This is a genomic window from Anaerophaga thermohalophila str. Valhall (genome assembly GCF_000250735.1).
In the GTDB taxonomy this organism is placed as follows: domain Bacteria; phylum Bacteroidota; class Bacteroidia; order Bacteroidales; family Marinilabiliaceae; genus Anaerophaga; species Anaerophaga thermohalophila_A.
The window spans coordinates 10,746-35,448 of sequence record NZ_AHZV01000211.1 but is presented as its reverse complement, the minus strand read 5'-3'; the positions used below and the strand labels follow the sequence as shown (position 1 = coordinate 35,448).

The 24,703-nt window shown below is 42.1% G+C and carries 18 protein-coding genes and 1 tRNA gene; 6 read left to right on the top strand and 13 right to left on the bottom strand.

Features of this window, described 5'->3' with window-relative positions; translation table 11 throughout:
- Positions 1-55: 55 nt before the first annotated feature.
- From OQ5_RS0111390 to amrB (OQ5_RS24640), 6 genes are all read right to left on the bottom strand, one after another.
- Positions 56-883 (bottom strand): T9SS type A sorting domain-containing protein, encoded by an 828-nt coding sequence (locus OQ5_RS0111390; protein ID WP_016777617.1) that lies wholly within the window; start codon positions 881-883, stop codon positions 56-58.
- A 403-nt stretch (positions 884-1,286) separates the two neighbouring features.
- Complete coding sequence (locus tag OQ5_RS0111385) at positions 1,287-2,387, bottom strand: hypothetical protein (RefSeq protein ID WP_016777616.1); 1,101 nt, start codon at positions 2,385-2,387, stop codon at positions 1,287-1,289.
- Positions 2,388-2,464: 77 nt separating this feature from the next.
- A complete protein-coding gene (amrS, locus tag OQ5_RS0111380) occupies positions 2,465-3,592 on the bottom strand; it encodes an AmmeMemoRadiSam system radical SAM enzyme (RefSeq protein ID WP_016777615.1) in 1,128 nt (375 codons plus the stop codon).
- Between the two features lie 26 nt (positions 3,593-3,618).
- Positions 3,619-5,763: a spermine synthase gene (locus OQ5_RS0111375; protein WP_026055251.1), complete on the bottom strand. Its 2,145-nt coding sequence runs from the start codon at positions 5,761-5,763 to the stop codon at positions 3,619-3,621.
- Positions 5,764-5,942: 179 nt separating this feature from the next.
- On the bottom strand, positions 5,943-7,157 hold the full coding sequence (gene amrB / locus OQ5_RS20930) for an AmmeMemoRadiSam system protein B (RefSeq protein ID WP_255297508.1): 1,215 nt from the start codon (positions 7,155-7,157) through the stop codon (positions 5,943-5,945).
- Entirely contained in the window at positions 7,111-7,371 is a 261-nt protein-coding gene (amrB, locus tag OQ5_RS24640) for an AmmeMemoRadiSam system protein B (RefSeq protein WP_255297507.1), read from the bottom strand. Before amrB (OQ5_RS24640) ends, amrB (OQ5_RS20930) begins: the two co-directional genes overlap by 47 nt.
- Positions 7,372-7,731: 360 nt before the next feature.
- Between amrB (OQ5_RS24640) and OQ5_RS0111360 the strand changes: the two genes are divergently transcribed.
- From OQ5_RS0111360 to hutH, 5 genes are all read left to right on the top strand, one after another.
- Positions 7,732-7,804 (top strand) — tRNA-Lys (locus tag OQ5_RS0111360).
- Positions 7,805-8,617: 813 nt separating this feature from the next.
- Entirely contained in the window at positions 8,618-10,861 is a 2,244-nt protein-coding gene (locus tag OQ5_RS0111355; protein WP_016777611.1) for a glycosyltransferase family 4 protein, read from the top strand.
- Positions 10,862-10,875: 14 nt separating this feature from the next.
- Entirely contained in the window at positions 10,876-11,802 is a 927-nt protein-coding gene (locus OQ5_RS0111350) for a glycoside hydrolase family 130 protein (protein ID WP_016777610.1), read from the top strand.
- 163 nt (positions 11,803-11,965) lie between these two features.
- Positions 11,966-12,973: a glycosyltransferase family 4 protein gene (locus tag OQ5_RS0111345; protein ID WP_016777609.1), complete on the top strand. Its 1,008-nt coding sequence runs from the start codon at positions 11,966-11,968 to the stop codon at positions 12,971-12,973.
- A gap of 253 nt (positions 12,974-13,226) precedes the next feature.
- A complete protein-coding gene (hutH, locus tag OQ5_RS0111335; RefSeq protein ID WP_016777607.1) occupies positions 13,227-14,732 on the top strand; it encodes a histidine ammonia-lyase in 1,506 nt (501 codons plus the stop codon).
- On the opposite strand, the gene OQ5_RS0111330 is transcribed toward hutH, so the two are convergent.
- The 3 genes from OQ5_RS0111330 to OQ5_RS0111320 all read right to left on the bottom strand — a co-directional run bounded on the left by OQ5_RS0111330 (position 14,722) and on the right by OQ5_RS0111320 (position 16,539).
- The gene (locus OQ5_RS0111330; protein WP_016777606.1) at positions 14,722-15,231 is read right to left on the bottom strand and encodes a hypothetical protein; all 510 of its coding nucleotides are present in this window, start codon (positions 15,229-15,231) and stop codon (positions 14,722-14,724) included. The two genes, hutH and OQ5_RS0111330, sit on opposite strands and share 11 nt — an antisense overlap.
- A gap of 179 nt (positions 15,232-15,410) precedes the next feature.
- Complete coding sequence (locus OQ5_RS0111325) at positions 15,411-15,830, bottom strand: hypothetical protein (protein WP_016777605.1); 420 nt, start codon at positions 15,828-15,830, stop codon at positions 15,411-15,413.
- Positions 15,831-15,987: 157 nt separating this feature from the next.
- Positions 15,988-16,539 carry an RNA polymerase sigma factor gene (locus OQ5_RS0111320; RefSeq protein WP_016777604.1) on the bottom strand — a complete coding sequence of 184 codons (552 nt, stop codon included), beginning with the start codon at positions 16,537-16,539 and terminating at the stop codon, positions 15,988-15,990.
- A 229-nt stretch (positions 16,540-16,768) separates the two neighbouring features.
- Here OQ5_RS0111320 and ychF point away from each other — a divergent pair, with 229 nt between their 5' ends.
- A complete protein-coding gene (gene ychF, locus OQ5_RS0111315) occupies positions 16,769-17,869 on the top strand; it encodes a redox-regulated ATPase YchF (protein WP_026055250.1) in 1,101 nt (366 codons plus the stop codon).
- 358 nt (positions 17,870-18,227) lie between these two features.
- On the opposite strand, the gene OQ5_RS0111305 is transcribed toward ychF, so the two are convergent.
- From OQ5_RS0111305 to OQ5_RS24635, 4 genes are read right to left on the bottom strand one after another with little or no spacing between them, the layout of a single operon-like run.
- A complete protein-coding gene (locus tag OQ5_RS0111305) occupies positions 18,228-18,617 on the bottom strand; it encodes a DUF3859 domain-containing protein (protein WP_016777602.1) in 390 nt (129 codons plus the stop codon).
- A gap of 2 nt (positions 18,618-18,619) precedes the next feature.
- Positions 18,620-20,830, bottom strand: coding sequence for a tetratricopeptide repeat protein (locus OQ5_RS0111300; RefSeq protein WP_016777601.1), 2,211 nt, complete (start codon positions 20,828-20,830; stop codon positions 18,620-18,622).
- 2 nt (positions 20,831-20,832) lie between these two features.
- Positions 20,833-24,483 carry a translocation/assembly module TamB domain-containing protein gene (locus tag OQ5_RS20925; RefSeq protein WP_255297505.1) on the bottom strand — a complete coding sequence of 1,217 codons (3,651 nt, stop codon included), beginning with the start codon at positions 24,481-24,483 and terminating at the stop codon, positions 20,833-20,835.
- Complete coding sequence (locus tag OQ5_RS24635) at positions 24,452-24,700, bottom strand: hypothetical protein (RefSeq protein ID WP_016777599.1); 249 nt, start codon at positions 24,698-24,700, stop codon at positions 24,452-24,454. The genes OQ5_RS20925 and OQ5_RS24635 overlap by 32 nt, the downstream gene beginning before the upstream one ends.
- Between the last annotated feature and the right edge of the window lie 3 nt (positions 24,701-24,703).

The following is a 24,703-nucleotide window of genomic DNA, read 5'->3' as shown; positions in this document are numbered from 1 at the left end:
CCCCTTTCCCGGTACTACCGAAAAAGGGGACAACCCAAGTAACCCTATGAAGCAATTAGCGAACAGCCACCTTCTTCGTAGTTATCTGGTTACCTACGGCAACACTTACGATGTATATTTGGCCGCCTGCTAATTCAATTTGGTTTACTCCCTCATTGGCAATACGACTGGTCAGTTTCCGGCCGTTAAGGGAATAAACGTCAATTCTGCCTTGCCGGCCAGGACCGGCTAACACTTCATTTTCAATACTCACTTTCAACGTTTCATAATCGCTATAAAAATGTATCTTCTCTTCAGTGTCTTCTAATCCATCAAACATAGCGGTAGGAACGCGTGAGCTTTTTGACAAATGTAAAACAAACCGCTCGTCCTCAATTCCTAATACCAAAGGAGTATATGTATATGTTGAAGTTCTCAGATTCGTATATCTGCCCTTCATTTTATCTTCAAGTACAACATCATAGTCTTCCCTGAAATCGGATAGATCGGCAGAAATTTCGCAGTCGTCCCAAACCCTGTTCCTGACACTGACAGGTACGGAGACATAGCTTTGCCCGTCAAGTTCGGAAAAGCCATTGATGGCCATTGCCGTATTTCCGATTCGTGTAAATATCTCAGGTATATTCTCAGACGAGTTGAACATTTTTTCAGAATCTTCGGGCCCACGACCATCTGAAAAACTTTCATGATAATAAATTACAGTAGCATCATAAACATAAGGATTCTCAATTTTCAGACGAATTAAATCATAGACTGTGGTAGACTTCAATGAACTCCCGGCAGTAGAGACTCCGGTAGATTCATTCTCCTGGTGTTGCCCGTTAATATTTATCATTAATGCGGAAAACACAATTGCTAAAAGGGTGGTGTAAAACTTTTTCATAGGGCATTGTTTTTCCCTTGTATAAGGGTGTTCTTAATTCTGTTTATCGGTACTTGGTTTTGACGAACGGAATAATTTATTTGACGAAATAACTAAATTATTTGACGAACGTCTTTGTTCCGTTTAACGTTATGCCCATTTTAAAGTTTCAAAAAAATCAAAAATATTTTTGACGAATGGATTATTTTTTTACACTAATGAATTAAAAATGTATATGAAAGGAAGTATTAGTGTGATTTTCATCAAATCAGTCAGAATGGATAAATATTATTTTGAGGCGTTTTGAGTTTTGTCTGTTTTTTATTCCACGCCAGGAAAGCAAAATTTAAGGACGCTAAAATCGCAAAGAAAGAATTTGATGAATGCACCGAGCCCTGATTACCGTGGGTGAGTTTCTTTTCTTTCAGCCGTCCACTTTACGAAGAACACTCCAGTTGATCATACACCCTACTTTATCACGCAGTGACGGACATTTTTCATTTATAATCTCTCTTACTTCGGAAGGTCTTTCCACCTTTGCATCGAACAAAGATTTTGGGAAAGCCACATCCGAAAGTTCCGGTTCAGTATCCAGATTACGTATGCCAAAAGTCCGGATAAACACTTCTTCAAATCCCGGCATCAATTGCCTCACTTCGTAAACATAACTAAAAGCCCCAACCCTGTCTTCGGCATAAACGGGGTGTACATGGAAAGCATTATGTATTTGTTGCATCAGTATCTGCCGAAATTCACGGGCAGCAATCCCCGTAACCATAGCCACGACGATCCCCCCGGATACGATTATTTCGCCGGGCTGGTAGCGTTGATAATTATAGTGTGTAGGATGAGTGTTCTTAAGATAGGTTGACCAGAAAAGGTTTTCACTTTTCCCGATTGGACGCACATAGGGGTGAAGTATCAAATCCCCGGAAGAGAAGTTCAAAACAACATTCTCCATGTTAATACTTCGTGCTCTTGCAAGTATTTTTTCCTTGAAAAGGTTGTTCTGATGAGAATCGTCATGCTCTGGAAGAATGGTCTTTCTTGGATGTATCTCCGGGAAGAGCGACACCCGCACCAGTGAAAAAACCGGCTCACCTTTTTGATTAAACAGAAGATGAGAGGATTCTATTACTGTGTGTCCGGGTCTGCGGGCAGTCCGGATATCTTTAATTCTGATAATACATGAAAATGTATCGCCGGGAAAAGCAGCATTCAAATAGAGTGCATCCCGTAATTCCAGTTTCAGCACACTGGAATGGGCGAAATTTTCAACCCCCAGGCTCAAAGTCAGGTTGAGCAAAAAACCATACGGAAGAAAAATTTGTGGAAACCCAAGTCTCCCGGCATATTCGCGGCTACTCTCAGGATAGGACGATGTGGGCATAAATCCGCTCCACATACTCAATACCGATTCGTCGACAGTAATATTATAGCGGCTTACAATTTCCTTTCCCACAAAAACTTTATCCAAATCGAGCCCGTACTCTGCCCGGCGGTTTGGTTTCAAATATTCTTCCATACGCATCAAACTTCACCGCAAAAATAGGAAAACCGGCCGACGCATTCAAATACATATTTTAATAACCATAAAGGTTCTTATTTCCAAACTCCGGCAATGGGCTCTCCGCAAAACTCACAACGACCATCGACAATGTGATTTTCTCTGATTCTGAATCCCGACCGGTCAATAATTTTCTTTCTGCATGCAGGGCAATAGGTATCCTGGGCTTCGTGTCCTGGAACATTGCCTATATAAACATACTTCATACCTGCCTCTCTTGCAATTTTATGCGCTTTTTCCAATATTTCCAGCGGGGTGGACGGTAAGCGATTCAGTTTATACATAGGAGTGAACCGGCTAAAATGAAGCGGATTATCTTCAAACCCTTTATCCACAAGCCACCCGCACATCTTTTTTATCATTTCAGGATCATCGGTCCACTGCGGTACTATCAGATTCGTAATTTCAACCCATACACCTTCCTCTTTCAATACCTTCAGGGTATTCAGAACAGGCTGAAGTGTGCCTGCATTAAGTCGCTGATATATTTCATCGCTAAAACTCTTTAAATCGATATTAGCTGCATCGATATTCTGACACCATTCGCGCAAAGGTCTTTCCTCTATATACCCCGCCGAAACAATCACATTACGAAGCCCTTTCTCATGTGCTATCTTCGCTGTATCGTCGGTATATTCATAAAAAACTATCGGTTCGGTATAAGTATAAGCAATGGACGAACATCCCTGTGCTTTGGCGGCCGAAACAACGCTTCCGGGCATCATATCTACCGTCTCAACCTCATCGGGTGCCTTTTGCGAAATTTGCCAGTTTTGACAATTAAGACACGCCAGATTACATCCCCCTGTTGCAATACTGAAACTGGTAGTTCCGGGAATGAAATGATTCAGGGGTTTCTTTTCAATGGGGTCGATGTGAACTGCACACGGATTCCCGTAAGCCAGTGTTATGAGTTCTCCGCTTCGGTTGATGCGGGTACGGCAGTCGCCACGCTCCCCTTCTTTTATGGTGCACTTATTGGGACACAGCTGACAACGAATGCCCCGTGGTGTATTAATTGCAAATCGAGCCGGGACACCCTCAAATGAATCTTTGCCACCAACGATTCCTCTTTCGGTTCCGGATAAAGTAAATGGCCAGGCGGCTAATGCCATCCCTCCCATTTTTAAAAATTCACGTTTCGAAATTTTCTTTGTTCGCATAGCTCCTCCATACCACGTAACAGACACTAATAATTTCTGATCAGCAATAACCCTCCAATCAGTAATGCCATTCCAAAAAGGTATCCTGTATTTACGAGACCGGTATAAGGTACAAAAAATATAGCAGTTATAAAAGACCCCAACGCACCACCGGTAACATCGGCAACATAAGTAATGGCCGCCCCGCTCTGAACACTTCCTTCATGCAGAGAGAGGCCTGCAACAAAAATACCTCCTCCCAACATAGCCATTCCAAACAAAATGATTAAAACCACAACAGGAAAAACCATCCGGTTGGCCATACTGTCAATTACCGGAACTGCTGCTATGCTTAAAACGGCCATCATTATCAACATAACCGGAAAATAACGGGCACGAAAAAAGAGTACATTCCTGTTGCCCAACACAGCGCCCAGCGCAAGCCCTGCCATAAACAAAGAAAACAGGACACCTGTGGCCCGGTACAAATCGCCCATAACCAACTGCCAAAGTAGCAAAATAACAACTTGCATTCCTCCAAGAACAATGCCGGCCAAAAAAACCCCCCTGGCACTTCTCCTGAAAATTATTAGTCCGATTATCAACAAAATTCCCAGAACTACTGCAAACCACTCAATCCTGACATCCCAGAAATTCCCCATTTCCATAATAGCCATCCGAAACAAAACCGGCTTTATACGTGTATTTACCGGGGCATCCTCAGCAATGACAGACTTTACATCTTCAACTTGCCCTTTTAATATTGATTCCGGGAAATAGTCCTCATTCAAAAAACTGTTTTGTGCAACAGCTTCTCTGTGATACGACCACCATCCGGTGGTCAGCTCTTTATCCGACGCAATAAAAAAGACTTTCTCACCTGCCCAAATCCTGATAAACGGAAAAACTTCGCTGACTGTACTATTCATTATTCTCAGGATACCCTTCATGGAATCCGACCAGTAAGGTTCATAAGAGAGGCCTCCTGTTGCCATCAACCCGCCCTTGCTCATATTTCTTTTCACCATATCGAAAAAATCGATGGTATAGAATCTGGTAGAAGCCAAATCTTCAGGAACACCTCCTCCAATCAGAATAACATCATAACCTCTTGTCTGATTTTTACTGTTCAGATAATTTAACGGGTCATCGTGTATGAAATGAATCCTTTCGGAGTCTTCATTATCATCAGATAATATTTGCTTTTCCAGGTCAATCCTTGCTTTGTCGGGTGAAAGAAATTCAATCTGTAAAGAATCATACTTTAAAGCTTCGGACAAAAGACCGGGGCCTACATTAATGAGCAAAAGTCGCCTGGGACGAGGATGCAACAATAAAGCCGGGTGCAAAAGCTCTTCGCGCTCACCTGGCAACAATTTATCAGAAAAGAACCTTCCATTACCAAAGAAATCTCTTTTACCATCCTTTTCAAGAACATCAATTGTTCCATAAGGTGAAAAATAAGTCTTACTAACGGAGCTATCATGCACTTTTTCACGGGCAAAACGATACTGGGGAAGAGCGTATAATATCACCAAAACCACAATCCCTGCAAAGATGAGCACTTTTGAAAAGGTTGTTCTGACTGGAGAAAAAAGAAAAACCGCCACCAAAAAATTTACAAACAACAGAAAAGAAAGTGCTGAGAAAGCATTCAACCACAAACCTGCTGCCAGGTAAAAAAGAACACCGGAAATCAGACTCCCCAATTGTTCGGAGATGTAGATACCTTCTGTCTGACGCTCGTGCGATACATTGCTTAATGCCGCAGAAAACCAGGTAAACATCATCCCCGAGGGAAAACAAAACACAAAGGTTACAATGGTTGTGGTAATCAGCCATTGAGAAAGGCCCGGAGCTATACCGCCAGGTACAAGCCAGTTTTTTGCAATATAGAGCAACAAAAGTGCCACATAAGCCGATGTACCTGCAAGCAGAGGAAACAAACCTGAGTACTGCCAGCTAAATCCCCTGAAATACCGGGCTACAAACGCACCCGCACCGGTAAACAACATCCAAAACGACAGAAAGACACCAACTATCAACTCATTTACAGCATATAACGACGTCAGTTCGCGAAGCAGAATAACCTGCACCAGAAGCATGGTAAAGCCACTGACAAAAATAGCAAGCCGCCCTTTTAACATGAAAGAAGGCGGCTTTGAGAAAAACTTTTTATTAATGTCCAACATTGTACTGAAAATTATTTATCCGGGGACACTCCCGAAAGTCTTTTTTGCCAATCGCAGTGCAAAAAAAATTAAAACACTCATTGTATCCCGGTTAACTTCATTTCAGAAATTCATTGCATCCCGATCTTGACAAAAACAGCTCACTACTGACTAAAAACTACTGGCTGAATTACTCATTCCTACTTTTCTCTGAAAACAAGCGCTTCATAAACATAAATATCGGCATCTTTCCAGCCCTCCCATCCAAGGCCGGCCTTATCGCGTGCACAATGACCCAGGAGTTCTTCAAGTCCCCATCCGGTTTTCCGGGCCACCTGGGGAAGAAATGTGCCGCTGCGGCCATCTTTTTCCACAACAATTCCATGCTTTCCCGGGATAATCTCACTTATATCATCAATTTTTTTCATAGGTGTAAGTACTGAAATTTCAATGGTTATCTCACCCACCTCATCAGGTGTAACCGGAAGAAACCTGGAATCGTTGAGAGCAGCTGAGGCCGTCATCCGGTCTACCACCTTCCATAAAGGAGCAGAGGAACCAAAATTACCAATGCAGCCCCTCAACTTACCATCTTTATAAAGAGAAACAAAAGCACCGGCACCTATTTTCAACGTCCCCGAAATTTCACCCTCAGGTTCGCCGGGACTTTCTCCCCTGACCACTAAATTTAAAGTCTGACGTGCCCTCTTCAGCAACCACTCTTTTTCATCTTCATTTAAAGAAAAACCGTTATCCGCATTTTTTGTTTCCTTCTTTCTGAAAACTGCAATAGCATTATAGCCCACAACGCGTGACGCATCACCATAACGGGCATCACCGGAATTTTTATATTCGATATGGCAAAAATCCAGGTTGTTGTTATCTTCGGTAAGGTACAATAGTGTCAAAACCGAAGTCCATCCGCAAAGACTTGTAGCCAATCCCTCAATTCCAAGTTTTCTGTTTTCCTCAAGTGTTTTCAGCAACAAACGCGGTTCATTTTTAAGAATGGCTTCTGCCGTTTTTTTATCAACCTCTTTGGCATCTTCATATTCCGGATAATGTGAAAAATCGGTGCTGATTACAAATAAATTATCCGGTTTAAAATATGGTTTAAGTACCTCAGCGGTCTTTCTTGCGCCCGATGCATCCTGGGGTCCCATAATAATAGGAATCAGCCTAAACGGTTTTTTGAGATGGTATTGCAAAAAGGGTAATTCGACTTCCAGCGAATGTTCTTCTATATGCGGCGCTGTATAATCAGAAATAACAGAAGAACTTTCAACGAGTTTCTCAGCCAGTTCTCTGTTCACCTCTACTCTCCCCAGCGGCGTTAAATAATCACCTTTTGTATATACAGATGCGCCGTTAAAAGCCATTCGATGACTTGAACCGATTAAAAAAACAATTTTCATACTCAGCATTTTCAGGTATCTGGTTAAATCCTGAAGCTGCTACACCGCCCGAATAAATGTATCCTGCGTGAGGCACGATCAGTGCTGCTACTTCTCCATCACAAACGGGCAATTTGGCCTGATCGAACAATTTACTCAGGTGCTCCTTCAGAGAAGCGGAATCTCCTTCGTAAAACATTCCTGCTACTGCCGGTACTCTGTCTTTTACTTCCATAGCATTTCGGTTTTGGGCTGATGATAATGAAGTGAATGCTGCCAATAAAATTAAAACCATTGCCTCCTTCAGATTGTTACTGAAGAAACAAACAAATGAGTTTCGTTGCCTTTGAATCGATATTGTGCATCCAGGCATGGATATCAGTTTTGTTTAATCTAACCTGCTTTATTCATAAATCATGCTATCAGTTTAAAGTTACAAACATAAATTTCAGTCTCAAAAAAAATCGTACATTAATCATTTAAAAGCCGGGCGTTTAAAAGCAATAAAACATTTTTTAACGACAATTTTCCGAAATAATCCTTGCGAGTTCAAAAAGAACCCCCTATTTTTGCACCGCGTTTGAGAGAAACGGATGACTCAGTAGCTCAGCTGGTAGAGCACGTCCCTTTTAAGGATGGGGTCCAGGGTTCGAATCCCTGCTGGGTCACAAAAAATGCCAAAGTCATTGAATCAGAAACCTCAATTATAAGTTGAGGTTTTTTTTGTCCAAATATCTTTCTTTTTTCCGGGTTCACAGAAGCAGGTAATTTCAGTGTTTATAAAATTTACTTAAGTCATTGGTCTGATAGAACCCGCATGTAAGATTTATTCATATTCTCATTGTGGTACAACTTGTTATGATCCTTTCACTTGAAAACCGATTAGGTCTTTCTTCTTTTGCATAAGACATTTTGTCAGTTTGCCTTTTTCGTTTATGTCACAATACCGTATTTAAGCCATTTTGCATTGGATGAAATCCGGGAATGGCCTGTAATTTGTTAATAAATTATCAGCATTTCCTTTATTATTTTTCTTTCCTCAATTAGTTTTTGAAATTTTTAGATAGAAGTGCCTGTCTATAAAGTAGGAAAAGATTCCTACTTATCATGTATCTGTTCAGAAAGTGTCATTGACAAGGCCTGCGAAATCCGAAAATACGGAGTTTAATCATCGTAAATGGATAATTTTCGGACGAGCGTAACACAGTAAATGACACTTTATGGACAGACACTATTTTGCCACTATTGGGATATTGCAGGTACTGACAAACTCAAAAAACCAACAAACAAAGTATATAAATACAATATTTTGAACAGTTTATGATTTAAGTTAGATAAAAGATGATATAGGTTAAGTGCTGTAGCTGACAGCAAGGTATATATAAAACCTGGACGGACTATTATGAACTGATTCTGAAGCATAAGTTTTTTGAACATGAACAAAAATGGTGTGCATATAGTAAAAACTAAAATATGATATCATGAAAATTGCATTTATCGGAACTTATCCACCGCGGCAATGTGGTATAGGAACATTTACCAACAACCTGGTGAAAGCCATTCATGCAAATACCGAAAACAAAAAAATAAGTGACACCGCAATGGTGGTGGCCATTAACGAAGATGGCAGTCAGTACGAATATCCGGAAGAAGTAAAGCATGTCATCCGGCAAAACCATCAGAGGGACTATATCAATGCAGCCAAAGTAATTAATTACAGCGATGCGGGTGTTTGCATCCTGGAACATGAATTTGGAATTTTCGGCGGTGATGACGGCGTCTATATTCTACCGCTGCTTCATCGGCTCGAAGTACCACTTATTGTAACTTTTCATACGGTACTAAGGGATCCCTCCTATACTCAGCGTTCGATCGTTCAGGAAATTGGCAAAAAAGCAGCCCGCATCGTAGTGATGAGTCGCAGGGCAGTAGAGTTCCTTGAAGATATTTACCACATTCCAAAGGAAAAAATAACACTTATAGAGCACGGAGTTCCCGAATTCGAAAAAATATCACGGAAAGCCGCCAAAGAAAAACACGGACTGGAAAACCGGAAAGTATTGCTCACCTTTGGTCTGTTAAGCCGGAACAAAGGTATTGAGACTGTTTTGAATGCATTGCCTCCGGTCGTAAAGAACCATCCTAACTTATTATATATTGTTTTAGGGGCAACACATCCATCGGTTTTTAAACATTCGGGAGACGAATACAGAAACTATTTAAAAAGATTGGTTAAAAGTCTTGGTCTCGAAAAAAATGTCTTCTTCAACAATGAATTTGTTACCGAGGCTAAACTTTTCGAATACCTTACTGCCAGTGATATTTACATCACACCCTACCTGAGTGAGGCGCAGATTACCAGCGGAACTCTTTCATACGCCGTAGGAGCAGGCTGTGCAGTAGTTTCAACACCCTACTGGCACGCACAGGAGCTATTAGACAATGGCAGGGGACGACTTTTTGGCTTCAAAAATCCGGATGAGTTATCAAGTGTACTTTTAGAACTGCTCGACGATGATGACAAAATGGTGGCTTTGCGCGAGAAAGCGTTCGAGTACGGGAAAAAGATACGCTGGCCAAAAATCGGCAAACAATACCTCTACCTGGCAGAGTACGTATTTGACAATTGGGATAAAGAACCTGAACCCGAAAAACTGGCCATCGATGTTTCGCTGATGCCTTCCTACAATTTGTCGCATATAAAAAGGCTTACCGATGACACCGGGATTGTTCAACATGCAAAATACGGGATTCCTAATCTGAAAGAAGGGTATTGCATGGATGACAATGCCCGTGCACTCATCATGGCACTGATGGCCTGGCGGCAAAATAAAGATAAAGACGCATTATACCTGATGCCGATATACCTGAGCTTCATACACTACATGCAGCGGGAAAACGGCAATTTCAGAAATTTCCTGAGCTTTAGCCGTCAGTTTCTGGATGAATACGGTTCCGACGATTCTTTCGGACGAACCATCTGGGCCCTCGGGTACCTGATACGATTTGCCCCCAATGATGCTTTTAAGCAAATTGGTCGCGAAATATTTTTCAATTCTGTCTCCCATTTCGAAAATGTAGAATCCATAAGGGGGGCGGCTAATACTATAATCGGCATAAGTTATTATCTAAAAGACTCCCAGAACGACGAAGGGATGGTAAAAACCCTGAAAAAACTGGTAGAAAAACTAACCCTTGCATACCACACCATATCTTCAGATGACTGGCAGTGGTTCGAAGACCAGATGACTTACGACAATGCCATATTACCGTTGGCTCTATTTGCTGCCTTTGAAGTGACCGGAATTGAGGAGTATTTTGACATAGCTATGAATACAACCCGTTTCCTGGAAAGCATTGTTTTCAGGTCGGGACACCTGACACCGGTAGGAAACCAGGGATGGTATCAACGCGGGGGAAGAGTCCCTGAATTCGACCAGCAATCCATAGATGTTATGGCAATGGTGTTGCTCTATTATCAGATTTTCCAGATAACCAAGGAAAAAAGTTATATTGAAAAAATGTTTACCAGTTATCTTTGGTTCCTGGGAGAAAACTCCCTTCGTTTACCTCTTTTCGATCATGAAACCCTTGGGTGTTGTGACGGACTTGAGTCACAAGGTGTCAATCGCAACCAGGGCGCTGAAAGCACACTGGCATACTGGATTTCGCATCTCACTGTACTGGCCGCCCAGGAAAAAGAACATATTTTCGAAAATCTCTAAAAAAATTTTATGCCATGCTGGTTACACGTTATCAGTATAACCCCATACTAACCAAAGAAGACATCCCTTATCCGGTGAGCACAGTACATAATGCCGGAATCACAACATACAGGGGTGAGTACATTATGCTTTTCCGTTCGCATAAAATGAACGGCCGAAGCATCCTTGGTCTGGCCAGAAGTATTGACGGCTACCACTGGAAGGCTGAAGAACAACCGTTTATGGAACCGGCTAAAAAGGGAATTTTTGCTGAATATGAGGAGTATGGGGTTGAAGACCCCCGCATAACTTTTATCGACGGAGAGTACCTCATCACCTACTCTGCATATTCACGTCACGGTGTGCGTGTTGGCCTGGCAAAAACGCGTGACTGGGAAAGTGTGGAACGCTTTTCACTCATTACCGAAGCCGATTACCGGAATGTGGTCATTTTTCCGGACAAATTCAACGGTTTGTATGCCAGGCTCGACAGGCCGCACAGCGAAATAAGTCCGTGGTCTGTCTGGATCAGTTATTCACCAGACCTCCGTTATTGGGGCGATTCGAAACTTATTATGCGTCCGGTGCAATATCATTGGGACGAGATGAAAATTGGCCCCGGGGCTCCACCCATAAAGACAGACAAGGGATGGCTTAATATCTATCATGGGGTCTACCCGACAATGGACGGAAGCGTTTATCGTCTGGGGGTTGCATTGCATGATTTGAATGATCCGTCAAAGATCATCGGTGTGGGCGACGACTGGATATTGCAACCAGAAGAACCCTATGAACTTACCGGTTATGTTCATAATGTGGTGTTCACCTGTGGTGCCGTCCCTGAAAACGACGGTACGTTAAAGATTTACTGGGGAGCTTCCGACAGTGTTATGTGTGTTGGAACTGCAAAAACCGAAGATTTGGTGAATCTATGCCTCAACAACAGCCGGTCTGCAATTTAAATGAAACGAGCATGACAAGGTTTGTCACAAGAGAACATGTATAAACCCAATCATGCGAGTTCCATCAGACCAATAACTTAGACTAATTTTATACTGATGAAAGCCTGGAAATCTATGAAAATCTGAGACATCTGTGTAAAAAAACAACAAAATAGGTATCACCATGAAAGTAGCAATTCTTTCACCTGTAGCATGGAGAACGCCTCCCAGACACTACGGTCCCTGGGAACAGGTAGCCTCCAATATTGCCGAGGGACTGGTGGCAAGAGGTATCGATGTCACACTTTTTGCCACTCTCGACTCCGAAACAAAGGGGAAACTGGACGGGATAATCGAACAGGGATATGAAGAAGATAAAGACTCCGACCCCAAGGTTTCGGAATGTCTTCATATCAGTTATGCCATGGAGAAGGCACGGGAATTCGACATTATTCACAATCATTTCGACTTTCTGCCGCTAACCTACACAGGACTGATAAATACGCCGGTTGTTACCACGATACATGGTTTTTCATCGCCAAAAATCATTCCCGTTTACAAACGATACAACAGCATCAATTATTATGTATCCATAAGTAACTCCGACAGGAGTCCTGAGCTAAAGTATATTGCCACCGTGTACAACGGAATCAACAAAAACCTCTTCACTTTAAATGAGCATCCGGACGATTATTTGCTCTATTTCGGGCGAATCCATCATGACAAAGGGACCCGTGAAGCCATAGAGATTGCAAAAAAAGCTAAAATGAAGCTCATTATCTCGGGAATCATTCAGGATCGCGACTACTTTGATGGAAATGTGGCTCCCTACATAAACGATGACAACATAATATTCGTGGGCAGCTCCGGTCCTGAAAAGCGGGACAATTTGCTGCGCAACGCTAAAGCCCTGCTGCATCCCGTTAATTTTGACGAACCTTTTGGTTTGAGCGTTGCCGAAGCAATGTTTTGCGGTACTCCCGTTATTGCTTTTAATCGGGGATCAATGCCGGAATTAATCAACGACGGTATCACCGGTTTTCTGGTAAAAAATGTAGAAGAGGCTGTAGAAAAAATACCGCAACTGGACCGGCTCGACAGAAAAAAATGCAGAGAATGGGCCGAAACACATTTCAGCCAGGAAAAGATGGTGAATGATTACATAAAAGTCTACGAGCAAATTCTCAAATAAACCTTAACAATAAGTGCAGTAAATGATGGAAGTCATTTCATTTATACGTTAAAAATGCTAACCTTGAAAAGGTTCATAACAAAAGGGCCTTTTCACATGGGCAGAATACTTAAAAACCGGGTTACCACAAATGTTTTACCGGGAGGCGATATCAGGTTCCCGTGAGTTGACAGGTTTTGACGCTACAAAACCATACATGAGTGTGGTCTGACCTTTGCCATGCTCGTTTCCTAAAATCAAAACTTGTCATCTCATGGAAAAAATACATCATATTTCGCCTGCCCCTCTCACTTTTAAAACCATACAAAGCATACTTACCGAAGGGAAGCGGATTGCCTTATCCGAAGAATCATCTAACCTTATAATAAAGTGTAAAAAATGGCTCGACAAAAAACTGGCTGAAGAAGAAGGTCCCGTCTATGGCATAAACACAGGCTTCGGAGCCCTTCATAACCGGTCAATATCACGCACCGATCTAAACAAACTGCAGGAAAACCTTCTTCTGAGTCATGCCTGTGGTGCCGGCCCTGAAGTACCCCGCGATGTAGTCCGGCTCATGCTTCTTTTAAAAATACATGCGTTGAGTCTTGGGAAATCGGGCGTTCAACTAAAAACCGTTGAGCGGTTGATCGACTTTTTCAACAATGGGATCGTACCGGTAGTTTTGGAACAGGGTTCACTTGGTGCCTCAGGCGATCTTGCTCCTCTGGCTCACCTTTTCCTCCCTTTACTGGGACATGGAGAGGTTTGGATAGACGATGAAAAAAACGATGCATCTGAAATGCTTCGCAAGTTTGGATGGGAGCCGATAAAACTCGAAGCCAAAGAGGGCCTGGCATTGCTTAACGGCACCCAGTTTATGAGCGCGTATGCAGTATATACACTCATCAGAGCGTTCAGAATATCAAAGCAGGCCGACCTCATCGCAGCGCTTAGCATTGATGCGTTTAACGGAAGAATAGACCCTTTCATGGAAATTCTTCAATCAGTCAGACCTCATGCCGGCCAAATGGAGACAGCCAGAAACATCAGGGAATTACTGGATGGAAGTGAAATAATTTCATCCCGGCACAAAGAGGTTCAGGACCCCTATTCCTTCAGATGCATACCGCAGGTTCATGGTGCGGTTAAGGACGCCATCGATTATGTGGCCAAAGTAGTGCACACTGAGATCAACTCGGTAACAGATAATCCTATTGTTTTCCCTGATGAAGAAGTCATACTGTCAGGGGGTAATTTTCATGGTGAACCACTTGCGCTTGCCCTCGACTTTTTGGGAATCGCTGTGAGTGAACTGGCAAGCATTTCCGAAAGAAGAATTTACCGGCTGATATCGGGTGAGCGGGGATTACCGGTCTTTTTGGTTGCGAATCCCGGGCTAAACTCAGGTTTCATGATTCCGCAATATGCTGCCGCTTCAATTGTGAGTTTAAACAAACAGTTGGCTACACCGGCTTCGGTTGACAGCATCCCATCATCCAACGAGCAGGAGGATCACGTGAGCATGGGCGGCAATGCTGCTACAAAAGCGCTGAAAATAGTACAAAACGTAGAGAGAGTTTTGGCCATTGAACTTTTTAATGCCGCACAAGCAATTGAATTCAGGCGTCCCGCAAAATCATCCGAAATTCTTGAAAAACTTCTGCTGGATTACAGAAAAGAAGTAGCCTTCATTCACGAAGACAAAATTATGTACATGGAGATAGAAAAGACCATTCGTTTTTTGCAAACCCGAAAAGAAAATGCCCTCAGGTTTTAGAGGGCATTCTATCTGGTTCATTATCATTATCACAATCGGAGCAGGATGAACTTTTGCCCCCCTTAATCAGATGAAGCATTTTTTTCTTGAATTCATGCTCAGCGCCATATAATTTAATCACCTGATCAATGGTCAGTATCTTTTTAAATTTCTCGTGATATTCCTTTTCAAGATTTGCCTTTTTCAACTCATAACTGATATGTTGATCAATGGCAGCTTCTTTCTCGGCTTCACTCAAAGGTTCGTCGGAATGATAAAGCCTTTTGATATTTTCTTTTTTCTCTTTCCAAAGTTTATCCATTTTTTCTGCCATCTCATTATATACCGGCCAAAATTTTTGGGCATCTTCTGTTGAGAGGCCAATCCGCTCGGTCAAAAAGGCAACCTTTTGCGATTTAAGTCGCTCAAGACGGGATTCTTCTTCCTGGGCATTCCCTGAAAAGAAAAATACCTGAGAAATGGTAAAAACCATCACTAATATGATATTCTTTTTATTCATAGCATCGATTTTTAAACCAAAACATAAAACTTTTGATCGTTAGATTTTTTAGATATAGAATTTAAGATAATTCATTGTTTACACAGTCATTAATATAAACCACAACTCTCTCATAATAAAAACTTTGCGTCATTGCGTCTGCGTTTAGACATTTTTTTCACTGACTATTGATAAAAGAATTATTCAAAATAAGTAACAGCCGCCAGTTCCTCTTCTGTAAATTCTCCCCAAAACAAAGTATCAGGTGGAAGCACAAGTGAGGAATCTTCTGCAATGATCAGTTCATTGATATCATTTTCATCTATAATGAGGGCCAAAGAATTAATAAACTCTTCATCCGTATTGTTTAGTATAGCTGTTTCATCAGAACCGTTAAAGAGTTTTGGTGCCTGATAATAAACGAGAGCAATCACCAGAAAAGCTGCAGCCATGGCCAACCAGGGTTTGATAACCGAAATTACCGGAGCTAACGAATCTTTATTTCGCTCCCTCTTTGCCTCAGCTTCAATCTTAGCAAATAAGCGTTGTTCAAAATCCTCAAAGTAATTATCCGGAACTTTGAACGGACGCTCTTTCCTGCCAAATAAATTTTCCTTCATTATTCTTCTGTTTTGACCCTTAAACCCTTGAAGATCAAATTCTCTGAAGCATAAAACGCTTAAAAATTTGTTCTTCGATTTCACAAGCATGCCCTGCACGCCATTAACTTCTTTATTTAGAACATTTAAACTAAAAAAGGTTTAACCTGCTTTCGATTTAAAAAACCTCATTCTTAATAAAAGCTTCAATTTTTCTAACGGCATGAAAATAAGAGGCTTTTAAGGCACCAACAGAAGTCCCGAGAATTTCGGAAATCTGCTCATAAGTCATATCCTCAAAATATTTCATATTAAATACCAGCCGTTGTTTTTCAGGAAGGGCAAGCAAACACTTTTGTAATCGCTTTTGAATTTCATCGCCGGAAAAGAGGGGGTCGGTCTCAATCTTGTTACCTAACATTATTTCCATATCCGAATCTTCATTCAGCAAACCCTCCTTTTTCTTATTGATGTAATTAAGCGTTTCATTGGTAGCAATCCTGTACAACCACGTATAAAGAGAGGCGTCACCACGAAATTTACCAATACTCTTCCAGGCTTTCATAAACGTATTTTGCAACAAATCGTCGGCATCTTCGTGCACAATCACCATCTTTCTGATATGCCAGTAAAGCCTTTCTTTATACTTTTTCATCAACAAAGCCAAGGCCTGGTCGGGCTTACCGGCTTCCTGTGCCAGATGCAATATTTCCTTATCGTCAGGCTGCATATCAGGTTTCCTTGATTTATTACTGCGAAGATAAATAAATCAAAGCTCTATCCTCATTTCTTTGCAAAAAAAACAGCTACCTTTGCAAACTGAAAACGAGCATGGCAGGAATGAATTTTCACGGATTGCCTGCTGCCTGAAGCTTTAGCGTCATATCACCGGCATGTCTTTGTGACCGATGGAAGGCGCAGGAAATGGTACTTTATGGACAAAAAATGACAGAGAATCTATGGCATTACAATGCGGTATAGTGGGGCTACCCAATGTGGGAAAATCAACCCTTTTCAATTGTTTATCAAATGCAAAAGCGCAATCGGCAAATTTTCCTTTCTGCACTATCGAGCCCAATGTCGGGGTAATAACAGTTCCTGACGAAAGACTGATACAACTGGAAAAGCTGGTGAAACCTAAAAAAGTTACACCGACTACGATAGAGATTGTCGACATCGCCGGACTTGTCAAAGGTGCCAGCAAAGGTGAAGGACTGGGAAATAAATTTCTGGCCAACATCAGGGAGACCGATGCCATTATTCATGTTTTGCGATGCTTCGAAGATGACAATGTAACCCATGTCGACGGAACCATTGACCCGGTACGCGACAAAGATGTTATCGACATGGAGCTTCAGCTCAAAGATTTGGAAACCATTGAAACCCGGATCGGAAAGACAGAAAAAGTGGCTAAAACATCTAAAGACCCTGAGGCTAAAAAACTTCTCGAGGTTTTGCAAAAATACAAAGCTGCTCTTGAAAGCGGGAAATCGGCGCGAGTCGTGCCACTGACCGGGCAGGAAGAAAAAGTAGCTAAAGACCTTTTCCTCCTGACCAACAAGCCGATTCTTTATGTATGTAATGTGGATGAAGCATCTGTTATTTCCGGTAATAAATATGTTGAAGCCGTACAAGAAGCTGTAAAGGAAGAAGATGCCCAGGTACTGGTAATTGCCGCTCAAACCGAAGCAGAAATAGCTGAACTGGAAACTTTTGAAGAACGACAGATGTTTCTCGACGATATCGGTCTGAAGGAATCCGGTGTTGCCAAGCTCATTAAATCAGCCTACAAACTGCTCAATCTCAAAACATTCTTTACCGCCGGGGAAAAAGAAGTCAGGGCCTGGACATTTCCTGCCGGCGCTCTGGCTCCGCAAGCTGCGGGAGTTATCCATACCGACTTCGAAAAAGGATTCATCCGGGCAGAAGTCATTAAATATGAAGATTACGTGGCATTAGGTTCTGAGCAGGCGTGTAAAGAAGCAGGTAAAATGCATATCGAGGGTAAAGAATATGAAGTTCAGGACGGAGATATCATGCATTTCCGGTTTAATGTCTGACCATGTCAATTTCAATCCGAAATATTTTTCACATACATGCCTGATATTATTCTATCACTTTCTTATCATATATTTTCAATTTAAATATGCAAAACACTGATTTAAATCCTTATAGGCAGCTTTTTAAAAATAGTTAAAAATTCACAACTATCGTTTTGGCTATTCGAAATTTCTACAAAAAACTTTTCCTTTGCAGATATGAATTTTTTGAAAAGAAAAAAAATGAGAGAGAGCGAGAATGATACAATAGCGAAGTTGAAGAGGAAGATATTGATTTATTCTATCATTGAAGTAGCTATTGTAATTGTGCTGATTATCTTCGGTGCATTTCTGTTTAATATTACCTTTTCATAATTTTTCAGGGTAAGAAAAGCACAAATTTTTTACGAGCAATTTCCTTATTCTGAAGCCTGGTGATGATGATCCACTCACCGGCTTTATTATTATATGGCTCCCAAACAGTATCTCCGAGGTAAAATTCCCAGTCGTTTGAATTAATCAAGACCTCACCGGTAAACGGTGGAGCAACATTTCCATCCTCATCTTCGAACGGGGGATGAAAAATTTGATATTCCAGAATTTTCCCTTTTGCCCCTTTTATTTTCAAAACATACCCAAATTCCACATCGGGGATGACCGGTATATTTGTTGTAATTTCCTTTAGTTTAGGCAACTCACGAGAGGAACGATCCCATGAACTGTATATGCCGTAACTGTATAATTCTACCTGTGGCTTCTTTCCGGACATTCCTAATTCTCTTCAAGATAGTAGCGTAACTGATCAAGCATGATGGGTACATCTGAAACATCCACACCATGTTTCAACAAAATTTCTTTGTCTTCATTAAAGGCATCAGTAAACTCTTTGAGTGAAGAATTCTTGTGCCGAATTGATTTCAGATACCATTCAAGGGCTTCCTGACGTTCGCCCAGGCACCAGACAATATGTCCCATATTCATATAATCATGCTGAGTGGGATTCTCATCCATGGGTTTCAGGCCGTACTTCTTTGCCTGTTCCAGTTTCCCCTCAACAAATGAGCACCAGGCAATCGGCCGCCACACCTTATGATTATCCGGAGCCAGATATTCCACCTTAAAATAGTACTTCAGGGCTTCGTCGTAACGTTTAAGCTCGAGCAGGCAGTGACCTATGCTCACCTGTGTATGAAGGTCATCCGGTTTCTTTTGTTCCGCAAGTTTATAGTATTCGAGGGCTTTTGACGGATTTTTCAAATAACGGTAACACAGGGCAATTTTTTTCAGGTTCCATACTTCGGATTCGCCATAAAGATCGGCTTGCTGGTAATAGTGCAACGCTTTTTCGTAATCGTTTTCCTGCTGATAACAATAAGCCAGTTTCTGCAGAATTTGCTTTTCGGGCACTTCTTTCTGCACCTCCTTTAAATAAACCTTCCCGGCCTCTTTGAAATAGTCTTTGCCAAACAGATACTCAGCAAGCTTCAACAACAAATTGTGCCCGGGAGCAAGGAATGAAAGAAACCATTTATCCTGAAAATTGATATTCCATTCAAAAGGGTCGTCAAAAGACTGTTTTTGCGGATGCAGCTTGAAAAAACGATAAAGATCCTGAACATACTGATTTGAAATATATAATTTTTTCTTTTCCGGATCAACGAGTTCATCGCTTTTCTGTACCTCTTTCATGGCCTGAATTTCAGCACCAAACATTTTCCCCATCATCTCTTTTTGCATCCCGGGCATTTGGGGAATACTCATTATCAGCGAGTATTTATCGGAATTGCACAGCACACCCGACTCTGCCATAGAGCTAAGAATATCGCTGTTGTTGAGTGGTCCGGTCTCATTCTTCAAAGCATCCTGAACAATGGGATTGGGATAGAAAAACGGCAGGAACCAATGGTAAATATCATTGAAAAAAGGAAAATGCTTCAACATTTTAAAAGTAGACATAAACAGGTCGGCACCCTCCATTTGCATACGGCTCAGCTCTTCCAGCTTGTCCATCAGCTCAGGTGAGTCGGAAAAAATATCTTCCCAGTCGGGGTTTTTATCTTCCGAAAAACCTTCTCCCAGGAGGTTGTCCAAATCAAGCTTTCGACGCAGGTTGGGCTGAATACGGGCAACTTCCGGTATGATCTCTTCATTCATCTTTTTGGTAAGCTTTTCCGTTTCCCTGGTGCGGATAATCTGAATCAATATGGTCTGAATCATTTCGGGTGAAAACTGATCATTCAGTTTCTTTATGCGAATATCAATACCGGGATAGAGCGAAAGTCGGGCATCGTACTTATACAAAATAAAAATGAGGCCGGTAAATGCCCTAAGCTTTACCTGCAAATTAGGATGCTCACAAAGATCAAAAAGCAGAGCAAGATTATCCTCTCTGAAAGTGTTAAGCAGATTAATCGTCAAAGCGCTAACCATGACACTCTGCCATGGCCAGAAAAAATCATCCCCGAAAAATATATTTCTGATATCCTTTTCTCTTCCTTTGGCAAATTCAGGCAATGCTGCAATCATCTCAAACAGACGATCGAGCGATTTCTCCAGCTGATAGGGCAAAGCAATGGAAGGATCGACCGTATAAGAGACCATATATTGGTCAGACTCTTTAAGATAGTTTGTAACAATTGTATCAAGTTCTTCTTCCGGAAGATTATTCAGATAGCGTCGGGCATCAAACAGCCATCCCTGACCACTGCGCAAACGAAGTGCATCAACAACACGATCGGCCAGGGTGTAAATATCAGCCAGCAAATGATTGTAAACCTGCTGTCGTTCAGGATCGGTAAATCCCTCAACAGTGTATCTCAACAGACTTTTATACGTCATCTCCAGCTGGTAAAGTCCGTCAATCAAATCGCTGTTGTGGGTCTCCTTTACAAGTTCGGACAGGAGGTCAAGCGACTCTTTCACCCGCTTATCAGTCAAAAGGCTGTAGACCTGTCGTTGTTTGTTTTGTGCCGGGACTTCCATATTTAATCTTTTTCAAATTTCAAAATTACATCAATTCCAGAATCTTTAACATCTCCCTGAGTGAGCCTGAATGACAAATTTCGAGTCAATTCGTATTCCAGGGTTATCTTTCGGGGGATCAGAGATTCTTCTTCGTTCTCACCAAATCCTCTCTGATAAGTCACAAAAAGATTGTTGGTAATATATTTACCAACCATAAAGGTAGCACTTTCCCAATCATCTCCTGCCTGAATCTCTACCATATCCAGATCAAAAGTATTTCCAATGGTCTTTGTCAACTGTGAAGAAACCAAACCTGACAACATGGCGGATGGAAGGTTACCCGATACACCTTCCTGATTACTGAAACTCAGCTCGTCAAACGACCGGTTAAAGACGAGATAGGCCATGGCATCCCGCTCGGTTATACTGTTCCCGTTTAAAGTAAACGACAATTGTGGTTCAAAGGCCGTGCCACCGGCAATCATGACCAGTTCATTTTTTTGTTTGTCTTTTCCCCTGAAGATATATTCTGCTTTAAGACTTATCGCGGGATTGATATCTTCTCCTCCCTGAAATGTCAGTTGTCCTTCACGGACAATCAATTTTCGTCCGTACAAGGTATAATATCCTCTCGAGATACCCAATTCCCCGAAGATTTCGAAGTACTCATTGTTTTTTAGAAGATCAAAATCACCGTATAGCTCCAGGTTCATATCTTTCGATTTAATCCAGCTATTACGCGGAATTTTCACGTTTATTCTACCCGTAAGGTTTTTCATCATTTGATTTTCCACGCTTTCCGGTTTTTCCTGCTTTATTGAATCCGTACCTATATTAAAGGCACTATCTCTCTTTTCATCTTCGAGGGCGTTTACCAACATGGGCTGATTCACATCCGAAGTACCACCCATATCCAGCAAGGCCGGCAGGTAAAAGCTCGAACGCAATACGGCAAGGCTACCTCCGTATGCGGGGCTGTCTTCCTCCATTCTGAACCAGGTATCGGCATTAATTTGAATCTCATGATTGGGATGACGCGAAACAAAAAAATCCTTTGCTTTCATCGACATGTCCACCCGCGAAACATTTCCTGAAATCAAACCGGAATCAAATGTTACACTTCCCGAAACCAGAAAGGTGCCTTTATCCTGTCTTGCGAACAGGGAATCGACCATTACACGGTTGCTGTCGACGCTTGTTCTGAGTTTTAAACCGCTATAAGCAATGCCATAGGATGGCAACAATATTTCTCCGTTCGAAACATTCACAAAACCCTTTAAAAAAGGTTGGAACAATGGCCCGTCAAAAGTAACATCCATGTCGACCAAGGCTTTGAAAAACTGATTGTCCGGATCGTCAAATACAAAGAATGAAGATGGTCTTAACTGTCGGGAATAAATTCTCCCCCTGATTTTTTTGATACCTGAAACCATTATACTGTCTGAAAAATCAATCAGGACAGGGGATACCCCTTCAGCAGTCAGTGAATCACCTGCCGGACTTTTTACCATCAGGTATGCCCTCAGTGTATCTTTAATAAATGAAACATCTACCTTCAGTCTTTTGAATCGGGCCTGTCCGGCTTCAACACTATCCGACACCAGAACCATATCCAAAACAGGATCAGAAAGTGCACCTTTAACATTCACCCCGGCTAATACCCTGCCTGCTATGAGTTCCTCAACAAGCCCCAGCTTCCTGATCAATGAAAGATCAAAGTCCGCCACTGAAACCCTCACATCAATGGAATCTCCCGGAATATACTCCCCTGCGGCAGAGAGCAAGGGGTCAATTCGGTTTGGGGAAGTCAAAGAAAAATCTGACAGCGCTATTCGGGTAGAATCAAAGAATAAATGAGCGCTATCTCCAGCTAGGGAAAAAGATTCAAATGGGGTAAAAATATCCATTACCGGAACAGATACCTGAAATGGCATCTGAAAATTCCCGACCGCCCGTACCTTTAACCCCAGTGAATCGGGCAGCCACGCGGAAGTTTCCATCTGCCATTCACCGGGAATCACATCAGCAGCCAGGTAAATTGAATCAATATCCACATTCGAAGCAGAAATTCCATGAATAGTCGTCTGCACGCGGCCTGAATATTCATCAGGCTTAAGCAATCCTTCCAGCCGGAGAAAAACTTTATCAAGACCCGCTATTGTATCAAATTTCAAAGACTGCCCGTTTATTGATATATCTGTTAACAAAGAGTCCGTCTTTCCTTCTGCTTTCCCCGACAAATTTAGTTGTTGCCATGTTGCCGGCACTTCAAGATAATGGCCAAAGGCATCCAGGTTGGTCAGAAATGCTTCAAATTCAGAATATATCAAACCTTCCCGGGAATAATCTCCGCTGGCATTTACTTCGGCAGACCGGTTCCTGAAATGCAACATATCAAGCTTCACAGAGCCATTGGTAAGCTGTCCCATGGTAATGAACGAATCAACCGGGATACCGGCAATTACCGACCTTTCCAACTCCAAATCGAAGTTTGCCTTCAGCGAGTTTAAATTGCTGCCGATTCCTTTGGAACTAAATTTCATATTCAGAAAAGTACTATCGCCCCACTCCGGAAGAAAACGGCCGGCTGGAAACCGGTCTGTCCGGATAGTTAGCCTGAAAGGTGCATCGTTTTTTTCGAAATGAGTTTCTCCGGTGATTTCCGAAAAACCTGTGTTTGTAGCAATTCGTGATTGCACCTTTGCTGCTCCTCCAAGGAAAGTGCCTGAAAGTTTCAGTTCACGAAAAGATTGATTGTCCCATCGGCTTCGTGTCAGGTCGGCATCTATTTTTAACGGGTCACCACTGTTCTCAAGTCCATTCCCCGATACTTGAATATTTCCGTTTAAAACAAGCGGAAAATCAGACAACATTAACCATTTTCCGGGATCAAACGATTGAAACGAAAGAACAACATTAAGCGCAGAATGGTGCATCAGGCTATCGTTCAGCAAGTTTGAGAAGTCTGTAATTCCTCCTTTCAGAGCGACCTGCTGCTCCTGATGCCTCACCTTCAGGTCAATATCAATATTATCACCATAGAGCCGGGTTTTCAGTTCGATTTCGGGACTGACACCAATCCTGATATCGGGTAAAATCCAGGAAAATTCTGAGAACTCCAACGGACTTGTTTCTAAATCACCCGCTGCATCAGGTTTTCCCGTATCAGAATAATTTCCCTGTGCTTTCAGTCTGTTTTGTGGTGTTATCAGGGCAAAATCGGACAGTGCAAGAACCGAATCCTCCATCGACGCAACAAACTGCAAATGCTCCAGATCGGGAATTCCGGCCGGTGTCAGAAAGCCGAGGTGTTTAAGGTCTATCTTCATAGAACGGGCCGAATAATGCCCGGCCAACTCCAGGTTGAAGTTATTTATGGATGCAGGAACAATGCTGTCAGTTGTACCGATGACAAAATGCCCGTTATCTATTCTAAAAGTCCCCAGATGGAAAGACAATGACAAAGGCTCTGAAGATGCAGTGTCATCATCTGCCGCCGGCATGGGAAATAACTTTTGAAAATTCCATGTGGAATCCCTATCCCGGCTGATGTTGACCAAAGGGCGGCGCAATATTATTGAATCAACATAAACCTGACCTTTCAATAATGGCCACAGGGAATATCGAAGCGACAATTCGTCAAAAGCCAGAAGAGTATCTGTCTGATCCAAACCGGCAAAAAAATCCCTGAACAGAAAGATGACTGAAAAAATTACCTTCGAGCCTGTCTATCTCCACCTTCCCGCCCAACTCACGGTTGGCCATCTTCACTACCTGTTCTTTCACAATGTGACGGAACATCGCTGTCCGGGTAAACAACAAAAGCAGGATTAGCAAGGCAATCAGGCCTGCAAAGACAAACAATATGTATTTGACAAGTTTATTCACCTG